General features: G+C 44.1%; 13 protein-coding genes. 2 read left to right on the top strand and 11 right to left on the bottom strand.

Going from position 1 to position 21,262, the window contains the following annotated elements; translation table 11 throughout:
* Nucleotides 1-168 precede the first annotated feature (168 nt).
* Entirely contained in the window at nucleotides 169-1,293 is a 1,125-nt protein-coding gene (locus M0221_RS10880; protein WP_483283821.1) for an ABC transporter substrate-binding protein, read from the top strand.
* A gap of 91 nt (nucleotides 1,294-1,384) precedes the next feature.
* Here the strand turns inward: M0221_RS10880 and M0221_RS10885 are convergent, their stop codons facing one another.
* From M0221_RS10885 to pilM, 11 genes are all read right to left on the bottom strand, one after another.
* Nucleotides 1,385-2,596, bottom strand: a complete 1,212-nt coding sequence (locus M0221_RS10885) for an FUSC family protein (RefSeq protein ID WP_483283822.1) — start codon at nucleotides 2,594-2,596, stop codon at nucleotides 1,385-1,387.
* 155 nt (nucleotides 2,597-2,751) lie between these two features.
* A complete protein-coding gene (locus tag M0221_RS10890) occupies nucleotides 2,752-4,173 on the bottom strand; it encodes a glutamate synthase subunit beta (protein WP_011514477.1) in 1,422 nt (473 codons plus the stop codon).
* A gap of 197 nt (nucleotides 4,174-4,370) precedes the next feature.
* Nucleotides 4,371-8,834 (bottom strand): glutamate synthase large subunit, encoded by a 4,464-nt coding sequence (gene gltB, locus M0221_RS10895; protein WP_483283823.1) that lies wholly within the window; start codon nucleotides 8,832-8,834, stop codon nucleotides 4,371-4,373.
* A gap of 790 nt (nucleotides 8,835-9,624) precedes the next feature.
* Nucleotides 9,625-10,761 (bottom strand): hypothetical protein, encoded by a 1,137-nt coding sequence (locus M0221_RS10900; protein ID WP_483283824.1) that lies wholly within the window; start codon nucleotides 10,759-10,761, stop codon nucleotides 9,625-9,627.
* A gap of 173 nt (nucleotides 10,762-10,934) precedes the next feature.
* A complete protein-coding gene (aroB, locus tag M0221_RS10905) occupies nucleotides 10,935-12,044 on the bottom strand; it encodes a 3-dehydroquinate synthase (RefSeq protein ID WP_483283825.1) in 1,110 nt (369 codons plus the stop codon).
* Between the two features lie 81 nt (nucleotides 12,045-12,125).
* Nucleotides 12,126-12,686, bottom strand: a complete 561-nt coding sequence (gene aroK / locus M0221_RS10910) for a shikimate kinase AroK (RefSeq protein ID WP_011514481.1) — start codon at nucleotides 12,684-12,686, stop codon at nucleotides 12,126-12,128.
* A gap of 164 nt (nucleotides 12,687-12,850) precedes the next feature.
* The gene (locus tag M0221_RS10915) at nucleotides 12,851-15,229 is read right to left on the bottom strand and encodes a type IV pilus secretin PilQ (protein ID WP_483283826.1); all 2,379 of its coding nucleotides are present in this window, start codon (nucleotides 15,227-15,229) and stop codon (nucleotides 12,851-12,853) included.
* Between the two features lie 27 nt (nucleotides 15,230-15,256).
* Nucleotides 15,257-15,796 (bottom strand): pilus assembly protein PilP, encoded by a 540-nt coding sequence (locus tag M0221_RS10920; protein WP_483283827.1) that lies wholly within the window; start codon nucleotides 15,794-15,796, stop codon nucleotides 15,257-15,259.
* A complete protein-coding gene (locus M0221_RS10925; RefSeq protein WP_483283828.1) occupies nucleotides 15,796-16,527 on the bottom strand; it encodes a type IV pilus inner membrane component PilO in 732 nt (243 codons plus the stop codon). The genes M0221_RS10920 and M0221_RS10925 overlap by 1 nt, the downstream gene beginning before the upstream one ends.
* Nucleotides 16,524-17,189, bottom strand: coding sequence for a PilN domain-containing protein (locus M0221_RS10930; protein WP_133104811.1), 666 nt, complete (start codon nucleotides 17,187-17,189; stop codon nucleotides 16,524-16,526). Before M0221_RS10930 ends, M0221_RS10925 begins: the two co-directional genes overlap by 4 nt.
* Nucleotides 17,189-18,244, bottom strand: a complete 1,056-nt coding sequence (pilM, locus tag M0221_RS10935) for a type IV pilus assembly protein PilM (protein ID WP_483283829.1) — start codon at nucleotides 18,242-18,244, stop codon at nucleotides 17,189-17,191. The genes M0221_RS10930 and pilM overlap by 1 nt, the downstream gene beginning before the upstream one ends.
* Nucleotides 18,245-18,439: 195 nt before the next feature.
* Between pilM and M0221_RS10940 the strand changes: the two genes are divergently transcribed.
* Nucleotides 18,440-21,133 carry a penicillin-binding protein 1A gene (locus M0221_RS10940; protein WP_483283830.1) on the top strand — a complete coding sequence of 898 codons (2,694 nt, stop codon included), beginning with the start codon at nucleotides 18,440-18,442 and terminating at the stop codon, nucleotides 21,131-21,133.
* The last annotated feature ends 129 nt before the right edge of the window (nucleotides 21,134-21,262 follow it).

The raw sequence follows: 21,262 nt of genomic DNA on the forward strand, positions 1-21,262 counted from the left end.
TTGCTATCATTTCATGAGCAGTACTCCTAGCATTGGCTAGTGCTGAACTCAGTTAAATCACTGCCCTGTAAATTTCGACTTACCATGATCATAACCGTATAATGAATTAATTTTATGACGGATCATGCGCCCGCTTTTCACCTTTTGCCCTAATTTAGGAGAGACATTTTGTCCCATTTATCTTCATCCAATTGGTCTACTCGCGCCTCTATCAAAATACTGCCTAAGGCATTGCTCTGTGCCGCCATCGGGCTCTCTATTACCAGCTGTAGCAAATCTGATAACGCGCCTGTCGATAGTTCTACTACCAGCGATGTCACGTTGAACCTTTATAACTGGTCAGAGTATATGCCGCAAGAAATACTTGACGGCTTTACTGAAGAGACCGGTATCAAAGTCAATTACACCACCTTTGACTCTAATGAAGCCATGTATGCCAAGCTAAAGCTGCTTGATGATTCTAGCCAATACGACTTGGCGATTCCATCGACGTATTATGTCGAAAAAATGGCAAAAGAAGGTCTGCTACAAGAGCTTGATAAGTCTAAATTGAGCAATTTTAAAAACCTTGATACTTCTTTTACCAATACCAAGGTTGACCCAGAAAACAAATACTCGATTCCTTATATGTGGGGTAGCACCGGTCTTGCTATCAATGGCGAGACGGTTGATCCAGCCACGGTCAAGAGTTGGAATGACTTATGGCGTCCTGAGTATAAAGGTCAAGTGATGCTGATGAATGATATGCGCGAAGTGTTTGGCATGGCGCTATTAACCTTAGGCTACTCTGGCAACAGTAGAAATCCTGACGAAATTAAAGCCGCTTATGAGAAACTTACGACCTTGATGCCGAATGTAAAAACCTTTAACTCAGATGCTTCACGTATGCCATATATGGAAGGTGAAACCAGCGTCGGTATGACGTGGAATGGAGAAGCAGTCATCGCTAATAGTGAAGGTCTCACTAGCTTGGTGTATAAATACCCAACCGAAGGTGCGATATTATGGATGGACAATTTTGTCATTCCTAAAAACGCCACACAAGTCGATGCAGCCCACAAGTTCATAGACTATCTGCTGCGTCCTGAGAATTCCAAAATTGTTAGTGAAGAGATAGGTTATGCGTCGCCTAATAGTGCGGCACGTGAAATGATGCCAGATGACGTCAAAAATAATCCAACCATCTACCCTAGTAAAGACGTATTGGCAAAAGCTGAATTCCAAGAAGATGTCGGTGATGAAGCATTGCAGGTGTATCAACAGTATTGGGATAAGCTAAAAACTGGTCGTTAATCATTGTTTATTAATGGCCGATTTTTGATAGCTGTTTTTAATAATTATGATCGTAAAAAAACGCTGACTTTATAGAGTCAGCGTTTTTTATTTATAAATGCAAATCTGTTTCACCACCATGCTCCTCTATACGTCGTTGTTCACGGCGCTGGTAGCGCAGACCAGAAGCCGCAAACCACTGCGGCTTAGTCTCTTGTAATAAGTCACTGAGCTGCTGTAATTGCACTTGTAAAGTTTGTGTCAACCAAAAGTAGCCCTGCCATTCAAAGCCTAAATTTTCTACGCTTGGATATTCTGATAAGGTAATACGCGTAATGGGACGAAACACCTCATCACTTGGGCTACGCAACACTGCTGCCATATGTTGCATCACTTGGGTTAATTCGTGCTGATAATGTATGAGCAGGATATGATTATCCTCATCGATCTCGATACTGGCTAAGCGCGGTGCTGCCGTTAGCAGCAGATCAATCGTACCAATAATATTTCGGTGGGTACGTTGAATACTCTCAATTGTCTCTTTATCGATACCAGACTCGCTCGTTGTTGCTGCCAAATGGGGGCGTACCGCTAAGAGTCTTTTATTGATCTGCTGTAGCTCTATCACTAAGGCTTTGTTAACAGGTACGGCAAAGACTGTTGGATTGACGTACTGAACATCACCATCAATCAATTCTTCAGCAGTATCGATATGATTGCCTACCCTAGCATAAAGATTACTACAAGCATCGAGGTTACTAGCCAGTAAGAATCGCCACATCAATGTGGACTTCAATGGCAAAATCAATGTCGCTGCAACTGCAAGCCCTGTACCAAGTAAAATATTAAGGGCACGGTAGATACCATCTTGACCGATAGTGCTTTGACCCAGATCTGAGACAATCATCAACATGGTTATACCAGTCAATAACCCTGTGTAGCCAAGATTCCTAATCGCCAGATAGCCAATAATACCACTCATCAGTCCAATGATGACATAATCTACCCACAACCATGTCCCTACACCTTGACTAAACCATACAATACCGAGCGCAGCACCAATACCTAATAAAGTACCAAGTACTCGCTCTTTAGCCTTAGTATAGATTGCACCTTGATACTGTAGCAATCCTAGAATAATAAAAACAGTGATAGTCGTCCATTCTCCATGTGGAAAATTGGTGACTTTATTGACTAATAAAGCGAGTATAACTGCCACGCCCAAACGTATAGCATGCAGCACATCAGCATGCTGATAGCGAGCGTATGGCTCTATCACAGGAGCGGTAAATCGTTGTAAAAAAGTCGGCTTCACGCAGCACATCTCTTATCATTAATGAGAATTAAAATTAAAAAAAGCATAAAAATAACGCCTTTTACCTATTAAAAGATAAAAGACGTTAAGTGTCAAAACAAGCTCGCACATCACCAGAAAAAGGCAAAGTTAAGTGAGCATTTGGGTGTCAATCAGTCTAATTACTACACTTCTAAATAATCTAAAATCCCTTCAGCCGCTTCACGACCTTCCCAAATGGCAGTGACTACCAAATCAGAGCCACGTACCATATCGCCGCCGGCAAAGATCTTAGGATTATTGGTTTGGAACTTAAAGGTTTGTTTTTCCGCTGCCAATACTCGACCAGATTTGTCCATAGAAATTTGCTGCGCGTCAAACCAATCCGCAGGGCTTGGACGGAAACCAAATGCCATAATCACTGCATCACAGGGTATAATCTCTTCTGAGTTGGCAATTGGCTCAGGATATTGACGACCGTTTTCGTCTGGTGCGCCCAGATGCGTCGTTACTACTTTTACCGCATTGACCTTACCGTTTAAGCCAATTATTTCAGTCGGTTGGCGGTTAAATAAGAACTCAACCCCCTCCTCGCGTGCATTGACCACTTCACGACGTGAGCCTGGCATATTTTCCTCATCACGGCGATAAGCACAGAATACTTGCTCAGCACCTTGACGAATACTGGTACGATTACAGTCCATTGCGGTATCGCCACCACCCAACACCACGACTTTTTTGCCTTTTAGGTCGATATACTCGCCTGAGTCTTTTTCCCAATCATTACAGCGATTGACGTTGGCAATCAGGTAATCCAGAGCGTCATACACACCCTCCAATTCTTCACCAGCAAAGCCACCACGCATATAGGTATAAGTACCCATACCCATAAATACAGCATCATACTCACCGAGCAGCTCATCAATACTGACATCGGTACCAATTTCTGTCTCGAGGCGGAATTCCATGCCCATGCCTTCAAAGATGACACGGCGATTACGCATGACGTCTTTTTCCATTTTGAACTCTGGAATACCGAAAGTTAATAAACCACCAATCTCTGGACGTTTATCAAAGATAACGGGTTTGACGCCATTTCTGACCAAGATATCTGCGCAGCCAAGACCTGCAGGTCCTGCTCCAATGATGGCAACCTTCTTGTCTGTCCAAATAACCTTAGACATATCAGGACGCCAGCCGAGGGCAAAAGCGGTGTCATTGATATACTTCTCGACATTGCCAATCGTCACGGCACCAAAGCCGTCATTGAGTGTGCAAGAGCCTTCACATAAGCGGTCTTGCGGGCACACACGTCCACAGACTTCAGGCAAAGTATTGGTTTGATGACACAATTCTGCAGCTTGGAAAATTTGACCCTCAGCGGCTAGTTTTAACCAATTAGGAATGTAATTATGTACGGGGCATTTCCACTCACAATACGGATTGCCACATTCTAAACAGCGATGCGATTGCTGAGCGACTGATTCACTTTCAAACGGCTGATAAATTTCAACAAACTCTGTTGAACGCGTGGCGATGTCTTTTTTGATCGGCTCAAGCCGTGGCACATCTAAAAACTGAAAACTATTTTCTAAGCGTTTTGCCATGGTATTGTCTCTTTTATATAGGGGTCTTTTATAGTGGTTAACGACAGTCGATATAGGCAGCCTCAATGAGGCAAATTTACTTATATAGGCTGTCATTTACCTGCTCAAAACATCTATAAATTCATTTTTAGAATAACGTCGTGCACCTCTAATATCTATATATTATGGTACACAACGCTATCAATAAATCAGATCAATTATTGCGGATCAGCGGTCGTGGTTTTAAGCAAAGTTGCAACGTTTGCTGCTTTTGGCTTAACCAAGTAGAACTTACGCGCATAATGCTCGAAGTCCGCTAATATGGTCTGCCCCCATGCGCTACCCGTTTTATCGACATGCCTTTCGATGACCTGCTGTAAGTAGATACGATGGCTTTCCATCTGCTCGCTTGAGATACGATTTAAATCAATCAACTCATGGTTGCAGCGATCAAAGAAATCACCTTCCAGATCGAGTACATAAGCAAATCCACCTGTCATGCCTGCGCCAAAGTTAAGACCAGTACGTCCAAGTATGGTGATGATACCGCCCGTCATATACTCGCAGCAATGGTCGCCTGTGCCTTCGATAACAGCATGAGCACCTGAGTTACGAACGCCAAAACGCTCCCCTGCCGTACCAGCAGCATATAGCTTGCCACCTGTTGCACCATACAAGCAGGTATTACCTACAATAGCAGTATCTTGCGTCACAAAGCTTGAGTCTTTTGGTGGATAAATCACAATCTCACCGCCTGCCATGCCTTTACCAACATAATCATTGGCATCGCCTTCAAGTTCAATATGCAAGCCACCAGCATTCCAAACACCTAGACTTTGTCCTGCTGTTCCGGTCAAATGCAGCTTAATAGGTTTGTCACTCATGCCAAGATTGCCCCATAACTCTGCAATCTCGCCTGAGATACGCGCACCAATCGAGCGATCACAGTTACCAACGTAATAACTATAGTCGCCACCATTGCCTTGACGAATATTCAGCAGCATATCACTAATCATCTGCTCAGCAAGCAAGCCTTTATCAAATGGCTCATTGCGCTCAACTTGACAAGTCTGCGCTTTGCCGCTACTGGCAGGATGACTAAATAATAGAGGCGATAAATCAAGATGCTGTTGCTTAGCAGTATTGCCTTCTAATATATCAAGCAAGTCAGTACGTCCAACCAACTCTTCCATCGTGCGCACGCCAAGCTTTGCAAGCCATTCACGGGTTTCAGTTGCGACAAATTTAAAGAAGTTAATCAGCATTTCAGCTTCACCGATGAAGTGATCATCGCGTAGCTGGGCTTTTTGAGTGGCAACGCCCGTTGGGCAGTTGTTTAAATGGCAAATACGTAGGTATTTGCAACCGACAGCTATCATCGGCGTGGTGCCAAAACCAAAGCTCTCAGCACCAAGAATGGCGGCTTTGACCACATCAAGTCCTGTCTTTAGACCGCCGTCGGTTTGAATACGGACTTTATGACGCAAGCCATTAACGCGTAATGATTGATGAGTTTCAGCAAGACCTAGCTCCCAAGGCGAGCCAGCATGATGGATAGACGACAGAGGTGATGCTGCCGTACCGCCGTCATAACCTGAGATAGTAATCAAGTCAGCATAGGCTTTCGCCACACCTGTTGCAATCGTGCCAACACCCGGACGCGAAACCAACTTAACTGACACCAACGCATCTGGATTGACTTGCTTAAGATCAAAAATAAGCTGCGCCAAATCTTCAATCGAGTAAATATCATGATGCGGCGGCGGTGAAATCAACGTCACACCCGGCACCGAATAACGCAGGCGCGCGATTAACGCATTGACTTTACCGCCTGGCAGCTGACCACCTTCACCAGGTTTTGCCCCTTGAGCAACCTTGATCTGCATGACTTCTGCTGAACGCAAATAGGCGGGCGTTACCCCAAAACGACCAGAGGCAACTTGTTTAATTTTTGAGTTACGCAGTGTCCCATAACGTACAGGGTCTTCACCGCCCTCACCTGAATTTGAGCGACCACCAATAGTATTCATAGCGATAGCGATGGCTTCATGCGCTTCTGGCGACAGCGCGCCCAGCGACATACCAGCAGAGTCAAAACGCGACAAAATGGCTGAGATATCTTCAACCTCATCAACGTCAAGTGGATTGTCCGTTTTAAGCTGTAGTAAATCACGTAAAGTAGCGACCGGACGGCTATTGACAATTTCTGCATATTGACGGTAATTGTCATAATTACCAGTTCGTACCGCCAAATGTAGGCTATTAATCACATCAGGATTAAAGGCATGATACTCTTTATTAAAGACAAATTTTAATAAGCCGCCTTGATCAAGTGGGGCGCGACGCTTAAAGGCATTTGCCGCAAGCTGCGCTTGATCTGCTGCCAAATCAGCAAAGGTTGCGCCTTTAATACGACTTTGCACGCCTTTAAAGCACAGATTAACCACTTCTTCAGAAAGACCTACCGCCTCAAATAACTGCGCACCGCGATAAGATACAATGGTAGAGATACCCATTTTTGATAAAATCTTTAGCAGACCTTTATCTAAGCCTTTACGGAAATTTACCCGTGCCTGAATCGGATCACCAAGCAGCTCGCCAGTCGCAACCAAATCATCAATCACGTCATAAGCTAGATAAGGATAAACGCAGGTCGCGCCAAAGCCAATTAATACCGCGACTTGATGTGAATCACGTGCCAGACCGGTTTCAATAATTAAATTGGCATCGGTACGTATACCTTGTGCAATCAGATAATGATGCACCGCCCCTGTGACCATTATGGCATTGGCAGGGACTTTATCTACCGCAATGTCTTTATCAGATAAGACAATCAAGGTATGACCAGCACGAATGCTACTGGCAACTTGCTCGCAGATAGAGATAATGGCAGTGGAAAGTTCTAATGTACGGTCATAATTTAAGTCGATACGTGCCATCTTAAAAGCAGGATCATTCACAGTTTCAAGTTGCTGCATCTTACTTGCTGAGAGCACCGGCGATGACAAGATAATACGATGCGCGTCGCGGGCTGATGGCGCAAACACATTGGTTTCAGCGCCAAGGCAGGTCTGTAGCGACATTACAATAGATTCACGTAGTGGATCAATCGGTGGATTGGTCACCTGTGCAAACTGCTGGCGGAAGAAATCACCGACATGACGAATCTGCTGTGACAGTACCGCCATTGGCGTATCATCACCCATCGAACCAACTGGCTCTTGCGCATTTTCAGCGTTAGGGCGGATGATTTCTGTACGCTCTTCATTGGTGATGTGATACATTTTTTGCAATGCTTTTAACGGCTCACCGCGACATGCCTGTGCAGCTATCTCTTCTTCTAAGCGCTCATCATCACGGATATGGGTCGCCTCGTCACGTAACCATTTACGATACGGATGCGCCTTTTTAAGCAAGGTCGCAATGGCTTTGGTATCCATTATTTGACCGGTTTGAGTATCAATGACCAGCATTTGACCCGGTCCAACACGACCTTTAGCGAGCACGTCTTTTGGCTTATAATCCCAAACCCCTACTTCTGAGGCGACTGTAATATAACCATTCTTCGTCGTCACCCAGCGCGATGGACGTAAACCGTTCCGATCAAGCATACAGACCGCATAGCGACCATCTTGAATCACAAGCCCTGCAGGACCGTCCCATGCTTCCATATGCTGTGAGTAAAACTCATAAAACGCTCGCAGATCCATATCCATGCTATCGACATTCTGCCAAGCAGGTGGTACCAGTATCGACATTGAATGAAACAAGCTCATACCGCCTGACATCAGTACTTCTAGCATGTTATCTAAGCTAGATGAATCTGAGCCAGTGCTATTGACCAATGGCGTTAACTCATTCAAATTGGGTAGTTTATCTGATTTTAATTTTGGCGTACGCGCCTCAGACCAGCTGCGGTTGCCGGAGATGGTATTTAGCTCACCATTATGCGCCAGATAGCGGAAAGGCTGGGCTAGTGGCCAGCGCGGTAGCGTATTGGTTGAAAAACGTTGATGGAATACCACAATATGCGACGCCAAACGCGCATCTTGTAAATCTAAGAAGAAAGCTGGCAAGTCTGATGGCATCACCAAACCTTTATAAATAATAGTCTGACAGCTCAATGAGCAGACATAAAACAGCTCATCATCAACCAAGCGTTGCTCAGATTTTTTACGCGCCACAAACAGCTTGCGATTAAAATCATCTGCCGCTAAACCATCCGGCGCATTGACAAATACTTGCTTAAAATCTGGTAATGTCTGACGCCCAATTTCACCGACAATGCTTAAATCAAGTGGTACATCGCGCCAGCCGGCTACTTCTAAGCCTTGTGCGGTAATCTCTTCATTTAATACTTGTAGGCTATGCTGAGCCGTTGCCGTATCTGGATTGACGAATACCATACCAACCGCGAAGTTATCCGTTATCTCAAACTGTTGCTCTGCTGCAATGTCTCTAAAAAAGGCAACGGGCGTCGCTAATAATAAACCACAACCATCGCCGGTTTTGCCATCAGCTGCCACGCCGCCACGATGGGTCATACAACTTAGGCTGTGAATGGCTGTTTTTACCAAGTCATGACTGGCCTGACCCTCAATATGAGCAATCAAACCAAAACCGCAATTGTCAGAAAAGTCATCTGGCGAGGCCAAATGCGTATGGGAGGAAATCATTGACATAGCTGGTCCTTTTAAGTAAGCGGAAGTTTATGCAACCAATGTGATGCACAAACCGTTTTCCGCAAGCAGAACGGGCTGGATTATATTTACACATCCGGATTAACAAAGCGCGAGCAGAAAAATTATTGCCAGTGCGCTGGGTATGATAAAAACAATTATCAAAGTACCCTGTATGCTAGCAACATTTGAGCCATCAATTTAACGCGGACTGATAGGATAACTTGGTGAAAGTATTCAATGTCAATCGTCGCAAATCAAAATATTAAGCACTTCAACGTGACTACTTGTCGATCTTATGTTGGTTATAGGTTCCAATATGAATCTTATAATCTTCAATGACCAAACTAGTAAATAGCTGAAAAAACGCAGTTTATCCATCAAATGTGAATATAAGACGCCTATATTCAAGCGCCTTAACAATCCTAATAAGGATGATAGTAAGAGAAGTTGCGCCACTTGCGATATGCTGATCGTAGCGGATAACTAGTAACCAGCTAACAAGTAGCAGCGCTTGAGATATGATGTTTTCTGTTAATCATTTATCCTAGATCTAATAAAATTAGAAGCTAACAAATGACTATTTACGATAACTATACAGAACGTCACCCATCCTTATATTAGTGAATGATCGACAAAAAATCTAGTCTTTTCTGCCGATTCATCCGTCAGATTTTGTAAGTGTTTATATTGCTATTGGTTATATAAGATATCATAACCCATAAGTAAATGATTCATAAAAAAGCCCACTGTATTTTTCAGTGGGCTTTTTAACGTATATGCTTACTTAAAATTAGTCTTTCTTTTCTTCGATAAGCTCTTTTATACTGTCGTTTTTGGCTTTTGGCGCTGCCGCATTGTTAGAGCTATTATTGGCATTTTTATTCGCCGAGCTTGCATTTGAATTTTTATTATCCGAATTTGTACTGTTGGGATTGGCAGTGTTATTCGGCGCCTTAGGCGTGGCAACCACTGGTGGTTTTTTCGCTGAATTAGTATCAGCACCAGATACAACAGGCTTTTTGCTTTCTTGCTCAGGCTTACGGTTATTATCAGTACTTTTAGGGGCTGAGGTAGTAGGAGATTGCTCTTCTATACCGAAAATACGCTCCTCATTAACTGTCAAGGTATCAGAGGTATCAACGGACTGACGAATGCTTTCAGTCGCACTGCTATTGGTCGATTCTTGAGGAGTACGGTTGGTCGCATTGCTTGCGGCTTGCTCACTGTTATTTACCGTAGGTGTTTTTTGACGTAGCGGCACTTCACGCTTGGTTGGTCTCAGATTGACGGCACGGGTGCGTTTTGTACTCAAATCTTTTACAGGATCAGGGCGCTCATAATTATCAATGATGCTGACGTAGCGATTAATCTCTTCAGGCAATACTCGCACATTGGCAGGCAGCTTAAAATCTATCAGCTTAGCCGCACCAACTGCTTCTTGTGGACTACCCATCAAGCCATAAGTCAGCATATAACGGACTTGCTCGTTTTCATCAAGGTAGCGGAAATATGTAAATTTGCTACGGTCTTCACGTCCTTCTAGATAACTGACAATCACCTCATTTTCAGCGACATTCATGACCTGTACTGTCCACTTGCCTTTGTTGGCAAGCAGATAACGCTTATCTTTAAATTCATCAGGGTAGCTGCGCAAATCACGAACCGTTTCATCAAAACTTATCGGTTGTACGTCAGTATCAAGCTCATGCAGCGATTCAATTTTCAATGGCTGCTCAAGCTCCGCACTCAGTGTTTTCGGCGCTGCTATGGGCGCATTTTCTATCTTGGCGCCCATCGCTGGCGTTTGGCTAAACATCCATACCAAAGCGGTGGTCACACCCAACATCAGAGTCGCTATCAGCCAAATCAGCGCTTGACGGCGATAGGATTGACTCGCGGTGCGAGTCGTCGAGCTAGATGCTGCCATGGAGGTGTCCTTGGTAAAGATATGCTTAGGATAGGGTCGTAAAAATTATACAGATAAAACCAAGCGCTCTATACTCACTTCAAAATAAACGAGAATCGCTTTTAGTACCGTGCTATTTCTATATTGAAAAATTAACTGCTTATAGTCATTTATAATATATGTTCTTTTATAGCTTACGGTGCATGCGTGGCTAGCACGTCGGTGAGCAGATGCGGGTCAAAATCATTGGTTAATACTGCTTCACCCAATGATTTTAACAAAATAAGGCGGATTTGTCCGTGTTTCACTTTTTTATCATGCCCCATTAAGTCTAAAGCAATCTGAACTTCAATAGGCGGCGGCGTGATCGGTAAATTGGCTAATGACAATATGCGCTTAACACGAGCAACCTCATCGCTCGTTAACCAGCCGATTTTTTGCGACAGCTCAGCCGCTTGTACCATGCCCGCAGCGACTGCCTCACCATGTAGCCAACTACCGTAACCTTCATGAGTTTCAATCACATGACCAAACGTATGACCAAAATTTAATAAAGCACGTACACCTGATTCTCTTTCATCTTGGGCGACAACATCAGCTTTGTACTGGCAGCAGCGCTTGACCGCTTCACCCAGTACCGCTAGATCTAAAGCCATCATTGCAGGCAGATTGTGCTCAAGCCAAGTCAAGAACTCGGCATCCATAATCAGCGCATATTTAATAACTTCAGCAAGCCCTGCTGACAGCTCGCGCGCTGGCAGGGTTTTGAGTGTGCTCATATCTGCCAATACCATTTGCGGCTGCCAGAATGCGCCAATCATGTTTTTGCCTTGCGGATGATTGATACCGGTTTTGCCGCCGACACTTGAATCCACTTGAGATAGCAAGGTGGTTGGTATCTGAATAAAATTGACGCCGCGCATAAAGCTTGCCGCTGCAAATCCCGTCATATCACCAATGACACCACCACCAAGCGCAATCAGAGTAACATCACGATTAAAATGCACTGCCATCAACACATCATAAATCTGATTGATACTCGACTGGTTCTTATATTGTTCGCCATCTGGCAGCACGCACACCTGCACGGTAAATTGGGTTTCTAACGGCTTCTGTAAGGCCTGCAGATAAATCGGCGCAATAGTGTCATTGGTAACAATCAATACCTGGTGACCCGTAACATAAGGGACAATTTGTCTAGCCATACTGCTATTTTCTGCTATTGCGTTTTCAGTAATGACGATTGGATAGTCATGACTTTGCGTATGTACTGTCAAGTCAGCATGAAACAGTGGCGTTGCCATGAAAATCTCCTTAATTCTTACGAGTAAAATTTAACTAAATAGGTATTCGATAATATTGGTCATACTAGTCATTTTTTGACATCAGTCTTTTTCAGGCTCTGAATCGACAGACGTAGAAATACAAAATGAGTTAAGCTGCTGTAATAATTGATTGACCATGTGCCGTGGATACGTATGTCCTGTTGGCATAATGATATGCGCTACTTCCCTGTACAATGGATCACGCGCGCTATATAAACCTTGCAGTATTTTTCTGGGGTTTGGCTGTTGTAATAAAGGACGCGATTTGTCTTTCGCAGTACGAGCCATTTGTACATCGACAGGCGCGTTGAGATAAATAACGATACCGCGCTGCTTTAAATACTCACGATTTTCAGCTGCCATCACAGCACCGCCGCCAGTCGCTAAAACAATTTGCGGTTGCTGTGTTAGCTCATCGATTGCACGCGTTTCCCGTTCTCGAAAGCCCGCTTCACCTTCTTTGGCAAATATCCAAGCGATATCGGCACCGGTCTGCGATTCGATATACCAATCGCTGTCTACAAACGAGCGCCCGAGCTGCTTTGCCAGTAATCTGCCGATTGTGGTCTTCCCTGCTCCCATCGGCCCTACCAAAAATACCGACGGTAATTCCTCAACCATAGTACTCACTCAGCTAAATTAGGTATGATACAACGTCATTGATATTCTGGCTAGTAATGAGCTGTGATTATTGTTAGTAAAATCCTTGCCAGCCTAAAAACCAACCATTAAAAAAGCAAGCACTAAGGCTTGCTTTTTATGGCTCAAAACCTACTAAAATCTGACTAATCTAAGCGACTAATACCATCATTGATCAGTTTCGGCGTGATAAATATCAGCAGCTCTTCTTTGGTATTGCTGCGCACGTCTTTACGGAAGGCTCGACCGATATAAGGCAAATCACCTAAGAAAGGTACTTTATCGACGCCATTATTAGTACGGTTTTTAAAGACGCCGCCCAATACAATGGTTTGACCATCTTCAACAATAACGTTGGTAGAAATCGAGTCTTCAGCGATGGCAACCTGATTGTTAATAATGGTCGGTGTGCCATTGGTGATTAGCAGCTGCAAACCAATCTTACCATCTGGAGTAATATTTGGCGTGGCTTCCAAACTTAAAGCAGCTTCTTTAAAGCTAGTAGTAGTCGCACCACTTGCTGATGCTTCTTGATAAGGAATCTGCGTACCAGAAGATACTTTTGCCGTTTGCTTATCAGAGGTCAAAATCTTTGGCGTAGAAATCACTTCACCGCGGTTGTCTGCTTGCATGGCTGACAATTCGAGATCGAGCATGAAATCAGAAATACCTAGCAAACCAAAGGCAATACGACCTGCTGGATTATCAACGCCTAAGTCAACGTTTAGATTGTCAGGACGAGTAATATCGTATTTAGGATAAGAAACGGTCTGACCATTAATAGTCGTGGTCTGCACATCAAAATCTTTTAAGTCCCATAAAGTTTGGTTACTGCCACCGACCAACAAGTTCCGATTATTGGCAGCGCCATTTGACAAGATACCCCAACGCACTCCAATCTCTTTACTAAAGCTATCAGTCGCGCTAACGATACGCGCTTCAATCATGACCTGACGGACAGGAATGTCGATTTTACCAATCAGCTTATGGATATTTTCAATGCTGGCTGCCACATCTTTAACAATCAAAGTATTGGTACGCTCATCGACTGTTACCGTCCCACGATTAGAGAGCAAGCTATTGCTATCGTTAGTATTAGCATTGGCGCTGCCAGTATTGCTACCGCCAGAGGCTCCACCACTACCTTGAGAGATCAGGGTTAGGACATCTGCCGCTTTTGCGTAGCTTAGACGGATATATTCAGTACGTAACGGTGCATAAGACTCAACCGCTTGCTGGGCTTCAAGCTCACGTGCTTCTTGTTCAGCAAGCTCAGTTGAAGGCGCAACCAAAATTACGTTACCGTTTTCACGTTTGCCCAAATTTTTACTTTTAAGAATGATATCAAGTGCTTGATCCCAAGGTACGTTGATAAGGCGCAAGGTAATATTACCGGCGACCGAATCACTAGCAACGATATTCATCTCTGTAAACTGCGCTAAGATATCTAGGACACTACGAATCTCAACATCTTGAAACTCCATAGATAGCGCTGCACCAGTATAGACTTTTTCTTCAAGCGTCGGCTCACGTAGCAGCTCAGGTCGTCTGATACCAATATTTAGCTGACTGCCTGATTGATAGGCTTGATATTCAAAATCGTCTTTCATATTGATGGTAATAACACCATTTTGACCTTGGTTTTTAGTATCAATACTGTCTACCAAACCACCATTAACATTCAAGCGGCGTAGCAGATTTCTAGGTACGGTACTGCCTGTCAAACGCACAACTAACTTATTACCTTGACGCTGAACGTCTACAGGAATCGCTTCATTGGCAAGTGAGATACTAACGCTACCACCGCCATCATTCCCTGCTGAAAAATTCACAGCGCTTAAACCATCATAACTATACTGCTTACTGACTTGTGCAGAGGCAAGTTGTGGGCTTAATAAAGGGTTGACACGTACGACCATGGTGTCAGCAGGTACTTGGTTTTTTGTGACCGTGGTTCTAATAGGCGCGACAGCAACGCTACTGGTTTCAACAATGGGCGTAACCACAGCCGTGGTAGTAATAGCCGAATTGCCATTTAGGACATCTTGTACAGGGTCGTTGGTAATGACTTTCGTGACCACCGGAGCAATCACTGGACGATTAGGGTCCGTAATCGTCAGCAATAATTCATTGCCATCAATCGCGGTGGTATAGTTGCCCGTCTTTTTTAGCCCAACGATAAGACGGGTGGTATTGTCACTGTTTAAGGTGGTGACCTCATTGACCATACCGATATTATATTCTTTAAAGCGACTAGCAAGACCGTTTTGCACCTGTTCAAAATCCAGCACCAAACGGCTAGGATTGTCGAGCTGATAAGCGGCTGGTAATACTGGCGCACCTGAAAACCCTAAACGCATTTGCGTTACGGCTGGCGCAGTCTGCACCACAGAGACATTGTTGATGCGCTGCTCGGCATGGGCAATGCTACTTACAGCTATCATACTCATTGCCAATGCAGAGATGGCAAAAGTAGAAGATACGCGGTTGCTCATCGTCATTACCTTGTTATTGCGTACTGTCATTATTTATTCCTCAAAAAATCTGCCGACTTAGCTTATAGGGGACACCAGTGACTGGGGTTTTTCAACAAACCCAGCACGGCTGTCTGGCACAATTTCAATCAAGTTAATCTGAGTCGGTGTGATTTCAACAATACGACCGTCATTCAATCCAAGATAATTACCCACTCTAACACTAGCAACTGAGCCATCAGGACGCTGTACTAAAGCATACTGTTGACCTTCAGGCGAGATAACCACACCGCGAAAAATCAGTTGTGTCAGCTCGTACTGTTCAAGCGGTTCTTTGACTCGGGTTATATCAGGGCGTACCCCATCAATAAAGGTGGTCGGACCTTGTACGTTCACTAAACTCGGTGGCAAAAATGGACTACGCTGCGCACTGGCGCTATAGACAAAATCTTCTACCAGCTCGGCCTGAGGAGGAGGCTCAATCGGCTGCGCAGGCTGGTTACGGATATCAGCCATTGCCTGTTCTGCTAAACCGATACGATCCGTACAACCCGTTAGAGATAAAACAGTAGCGCTTAACAGCAATAACCTTAACTTAGGCAGTTTGTGGCTAGTCATTAGTTGCCTCCTGCAGCAGCATCGGTGGGTAAAACTTCAGCCGCCGCTGCATCACCTTCAGGGAGCGCTTCTTTTGAGCGATAGGTTTTGGTTTGCAATACCAAATTTAGCTCGGGTAAAACATCCAAGGTTGGCTGCGGATTACTGACTTCGAAGTCGTGCATGGTGATAATCCTTGGTAAAGCTGCCAAACCACTGATAAAGCTACCAAATTGATGGTAGTCACCCAACGCTGCAATACGAATAGGCTGCTCAATAAAGAATTCATTTTCAATTTCAGGCTCAACAGAGATATCCTGAAAACGTATGTTACTGCCCACGCCCGTCATATTGATACCCTCAACCAATTCTGATACACGGGTATCTTTTGGTAGCTGGTCAAGCAAAGTATTAAACTCCGCTTCCATTTGAATCACTTGAGCTTGATAAGCTTGCAGATGGCGCGCGCGCGATTCTTTTTCGCGGTAGCTATCGAGCAAGGTTTGTTGTTGGCTTTCTGCTGCTGTAATTTCATCGATTTTACTGCTGATTGGTAATGCCCATGACAAAGCAGCAATCAAAGCAATAATAAAACCAATGACGGTGACTTTAACAGGGAGCGGCCAACTGCCATAGTTTTCAGAATCCAATGACTCAAAACTGCGGCGAAACTCATTTAAATCAAACTGTTTTCTTTGTCTTATCACCGTCTTTTTGATTTTAATGCGGGTTTTTTTACGGGTCAGTTTCATAACTCACCTCCAGGTACAATAGCGCCATCAGCACCTTCTACAGGAACGGCCGTTTCAGACTGTACTTTAGTCGTGATTACAAACTGCACATAGCTGTCTTCAGGATAAATAGGACGCGGTTGTTCACCTGGCGTAGTGACCGTATTTTCTAAAACAGGGGCTGCTTGATAAGCGGTGATGTTTTGCTGAATATTACTTACGGCTGAATCGCCCATCCACTTACTGCTATCAAGATTGCGGATCAAGCTTGATACCACGTTTGGATTGTCAGCAAGACCTGTCAATGTTAATACATCCCCTTCACGCTTTAGATTATTCAAATAAAGCGCTGGCGGAATGGCTTTAGCAAGATCATCCCATAGACGTACAGGTACAGGACGTCGACCTTGCAAGTCTTGAATAACTTGCATACGTGAGATGATATCTTCACGGCGCTGCTCTAAGCTATCAATCTCGACCAACGCTTTATCCAAGCGAGCGTTTTCTTGTTCAATCAGTGCATTGGCATCTAATTGTTCAGCAAGTTCGTTATTAAAATAACTCCACGTCGCAAATGCTGCAAGCAGAGACAACAGTGTCACTGCCACCACCAAGGTGATAAACTCTTTATTGCGGCGGGCACGCTCTTCTTCTCGCCAGGGCAGTAGGTTAATACGAGCCATTAGTCAAAGCTCCTTAACGCCAGACCGCAAGCGGCCATTAAGCTGGGTGCATCAATCGCCAGTTGCTCATGATCGATATGCGGCGCAATAGTCATATTAATGAACGGATTTGCAATACTCACAGGCACGCCCAATCGCTGCTGCGCCATACCAGCAAGACCCGCAATAGAGCTACTGCCACCAGCAAGAACCACATGATCGATACTACTATATTGACTTGAGGAGAAATAAAACTGTAAAGAGCGAGTGATTTGTTGGATGGTATTTTCTATAAATGGTGTTAAGACATCGGTATAGTAATCATCAGGTAGAGCACGCTCGCGCTTACTAATAGAAGCTTCTTCAGCAGACAAGCCATAGCGGTTTTGGATGGCTTCTGTCAGCTGACTGCCTCCAAATAACTGCTCACGACTATAGATAAACTCGCCATTTTTGGCGACATACAATGTTGTTTGATTGTGTCCGATATCAACCAGCGCCACCAAATCTGGCAAGTTTGGCAGACTGTCTGCCATCAAGCCAAAAGCACGCTCAATGGCATGCGACTCAATATCCATTACCTTGGTTTGCAGACCACCAAAGGTTAAGGCATCAACTCTTTGGTCAACGTTTTCTGAACGAGAGGCGGCAAGCAGTACTTGCACCATGTCCTCATTAATATGAGAGGGACCCAATACTTCAAAGTCCAAATTGACGTCTTCTAGCGGATAAGGTATGTATTGGTCAGCATCCAAACGAATTTGGGCTTCACGCTCAACGTCACTTAGCACCATATCCATATCGATGATTTTAGTAATCACCGCTGACCCTGAGACTGCTGTGGCTGCACTACTACCCGCCGCTTGGCAACGCCTTGCTAAGCCTGCTATAGTATTGCCTACCACTTCCGTGTCTACAATGAGTTTGTCGATGACTACGCCTTCAGGTAATATTTCAGTACCATAAGATCTTAGGTGAAAAACGCCTTGTTGGCGCTGTATGTCAACCAACTTCACTGAGGTGGTACAAATATCCACGCCAATCAAATGTCGACTCTTAGAAGTAAATAGCCTCACAAACTCTATACCTTATATTAAGTGTACAATCTGATAGTTATTTGTAATAATTTAGTACAATACTTTACTTAACAGATAGATTCAAGCATTTAAATGTCCTGTAGAGGCTAACTTACACATTTATTATTACTTGGCTATTTTGTTCAAGGTATAATGTTTTTTATCTGTTGCAAACCTTAATCGATAAGTCTGACTATGACCAAAAAAAATGCCACCGTTCGTCTCATTCACTTTTTGGTGGGGCTTTTCATTGCCTGTCTAGCGTTGGCGGTTGTATTAGCGCTTGCCGTTCCTATTGGCTTCTATGGTATGGCGATGTATTTATCGCCAACGTTGCCAAGCACACAAGAGATTAAAACGGCAACTTTAGAGATGCCATTACAGATATATAGTAGTGATGACAAATTGATTGGGCAATATGGCAACCGTTTATCATTGCCTATTACCTTTGAAGAGATACCGGAAGACTTGACCCATGCTTTTTTGGCAGCAGAAGATTCTTCATTTTTTCAGCACAGCGGTATTAGTATTAAAGGATTAGGGCGCGCGGTCACCGAAGTGGTAACGGATGATGAAAGCCAAACAGGTGGCTCGACCATCACCATGCAGGTCGCCAAAAACTATTTTCTAAGCTCAGATCGCACGTTAAATCGCAAACTAACGGAATTATTTTTAGCCCGTAAGATTGAAGACGAGCTGAGTAAAAACGATATTCTTACCCTTTATGTCAATAAAATTTACTTAGGTGAAGGCGCTTACGGTATTCGTGCGGCTGCCAAAAAATATTATAGTAAATCGTTAGAAAATCTCACCATTGCTGAGATGGCAATGCTTGCAGGTTTGCCGAAAGCGCCCTCTAAATACAATCCTGTTGCCAATCCAAGCCGTGCGCTCACGCGCCGTAACTGGATTATTGGTCGCATGCATGAATTGGGTTACATCGACAAAACCCAATATGACGAAGCCATTAATGCGCCCATTGGTATTAAGCTTTATCAAGAAAAGCTGGATGTTAATATGCCGTATTTGGCCGAAATGACGCGCGCAGCTCTGGTTGATCGTTATGGTGAGCAAGTTATGCATGGCGGCTGGCGTGTACGCTTGACGGTTGATAGTCAAGCGCAAATAGATGCAGAAAAGGCAATTTTATCTGGCTTGGTTGATTACGAGCATCGCCATGGCTGGCGTGGCGCCGAAGCAAATGATGAACCGCTAAAGAATTTCAGTCGCTATAGCAATATGTCGCCTGCCAAAGTCACTAAAGTGAATACCAGTAGTTTTGAGGCAACCATGCTTTCAGGAGAAAGCGTGACCGTTAATTGGTCTGGTATGCGCTGGGCACGTAAATACATCTCTGCTGATCGCATTGGTTATTTTCCAAGCAATGCCAGCCAAATAGTGAGTAAGAACGATATTATTCGCCTGATACCGACTGCTAGTGGTGGCTGGCAGCTTGGTCAAATACCTGAGATACAAGGTAGTTTGGTTTCTCTGAATCCTGATACCGGTGGCGTTCGTGCCTTGGTCGGTGGCTTTGATTTTAACCATAGTAAATTTAACCGTGCTCTGCAGGGCTGGCGTCAACCGGGTTCCACCATTAAACCCCTTGTATATACAGCAGCATTAGAAAAAGGTTATCGTCCAGATAGTATAGTTTCGGATCGCCCGCTTCAAGTAGGTGACTGGAAACCAAAAAACTCTGATGGTCGCTTCTTAGGTGATATCACGTTAAGCCGCGGACTTTATTTATCACGTAACTTAGTATCTATTCGCTTGCTGCAAGCAATTGGCATCTCTGACGCTCGCAACTTATTAGATGAATTTGGTCTTGATAAAGAAAAGCTGCCAACTACTTTGTCTTTAGCGTTGGGTACAGGTCAAGCAACCCCATTACAAATGGCAACCGCTTACGCCACCTTTGCCAATGGCGGGCATCGCATTCAACCTTATTTTATTGAACAAATTTATAATTATAATAATAAACTTTTATTTCAAGCCAATCCTCAGCAAGCTTGTGCCCTATGTTTCAATGAGCAGCTCGACAATGTCAATAAAAAACTAACTGAAGAATATGATGCAAAAATAGAGGATAGTAAAAAAGTAGCTGAAGACGATAAAACAGGCGACGCTAAAGAATCGCCGGCAAGTAAAAATACAGAAACTGATATAGAGGCTGACAAGAGTAGCACCCCTACTAAAGACAGTAACAAGATTGATTTGAGTATTTATGATGCCAGCCCAGAATCAGATCGCCTAAAAGCACCTGTTGTACAGTACGTACGCGCTGAACAAGCTCCGCGTATTTTAAAGCCTAAAGTCGCTTATGAGATGGCAGATATCTTACGTGATGTAATACAGCGTGGTACAGCGTTTAAAGCAAGATCTTTGGGACGTGATGATATTGGCGGCAAGACAGGAACCACCAATGAAGCGAAAGATGCTTGGTTTGCAGGCTTCCATCCTACCAATGCAACCGTCGTCTGGATGGGATTTGACCAACCATCAACCATGGGTCGTCGCGAATATGGTGGTGTGGCAGCCCTACCCGTTTGGATGGATTTTATGAAAGCCCAACTTAACGACACGCCTAGCCAATGGGTCTCTATTAACAACCGTGCCAAATCCAAGAAACAAAAGCAAAACATTATAGAGATGATGGATGAAGGGGTCACTGAACTTGATGGCGAAGATACTGATACAGGCAAATCGGAAAAACCAGTAAAGACATCTATTCAGAAGCGCCAGCCACCTGCTCCAAAACCTGTTGAAACGCCGGCAGTTACGACCGCTGTTAAACCTGCTAATAATGGTATTACTAATAGCCCAGCGCAGAAACCAAAACCATTAGTAGTCAAGCCTGTAGAACGTATGCCAGCGATGCCTGAGTAATAGACTGCTTTCTATATTGATACATTTAAAAAAGGCTGGTTCAGTAAACACTGAGCCAGCCTTTTTTATAGGGCATATTTCAATTGCATTTAATTTTATGCCCTACTCAGCTTAAAGGTAGCAGCTAAT

The sequence above is a fragment of the Psychrobacter sp. ANT206 genome (genome assembly GCF_056880555.1).

Excerpts from the sequence above, each read along its gene's own strand:
- M0221_RS10885 (WP_483283822.1), bottom strand. The coding sequence starts at position 2,596 with ATGTGCTGCGTGAAGCCGACTTTTTTACAACGATTTACCGCTCCTGTG.
- M0221_RS10890 (WP_011514477.1), bottom strand. The coding sequence starts at position 4,173 with ATGGCAAAACGCTTAGAAAATAGTTTTCAGTTTTTAGATGTGCCACGG.
- gltB (WP_483283823.1), bottom strand. The coding sequence starts at position 8,834 with ATGTCAATGATTTCCTCCCATACGCATTTGGCCTCGCCAGATGACTTT.
- M0221_RS10900 (WP_483283824.1), bottom strand. The coding sequence starts at position 10,761 with ATGGCAGCATCTAGCTCGACGACTCGCACCGCGAGTCAATCCTATCGC.
- aroB (WP_483283825.1), bottom strand. The coding sequence starts at position 12,044 with ATGGCAACGCCACTGTTTCATGCTGACTTGACAGTACATACGCAAAGT.
- aroK (WP_011514481.1), bottom strand. The coding sequence starts at position 12,686 with ATGGTTGAGGAATTACCGTCGGTATTTTTGGTAGGGCCGATGGGAGCA.
- M0221_RS10915 (WP_483283826.1), bottom strand. The coding sequence starts at position 15,229 with ATGACAGTACGCAATAACAAGGTAATGACGATGAGCAACCGCGTATCT.
- M0221_RS10920 (WP_483283827.1), bottom strand. The coding sequence starts at position 15,796 with ATGACTAGCCACAAACTGCCTAAGTTAAGGTTATTGCTGTTAAGCGCT.
- M0221_RS10925 (WP_483283828.1), bottom strand. The coding sequence starts at position 16,527 with ATGAAACTGACCCGTAAAAAAACCCGCATTAAAATCAAAAAGACGGTG.
- M0221_RS10930 (WP_133104811.1), bottom strand. The coding sequence starts at position 17,189 with ATGGCTCGTATTAACCTACTGCCCTGGCGAGAAGAAGAGCGTGCCCGC.
- M0221_RS10940 (WP_483283830.1), top strand. The coding sequence starts at position 18,440 with ATGACCAAAAAAAATGCCACCGTTCGTCTCATTCACTTTTTGGTGGGG.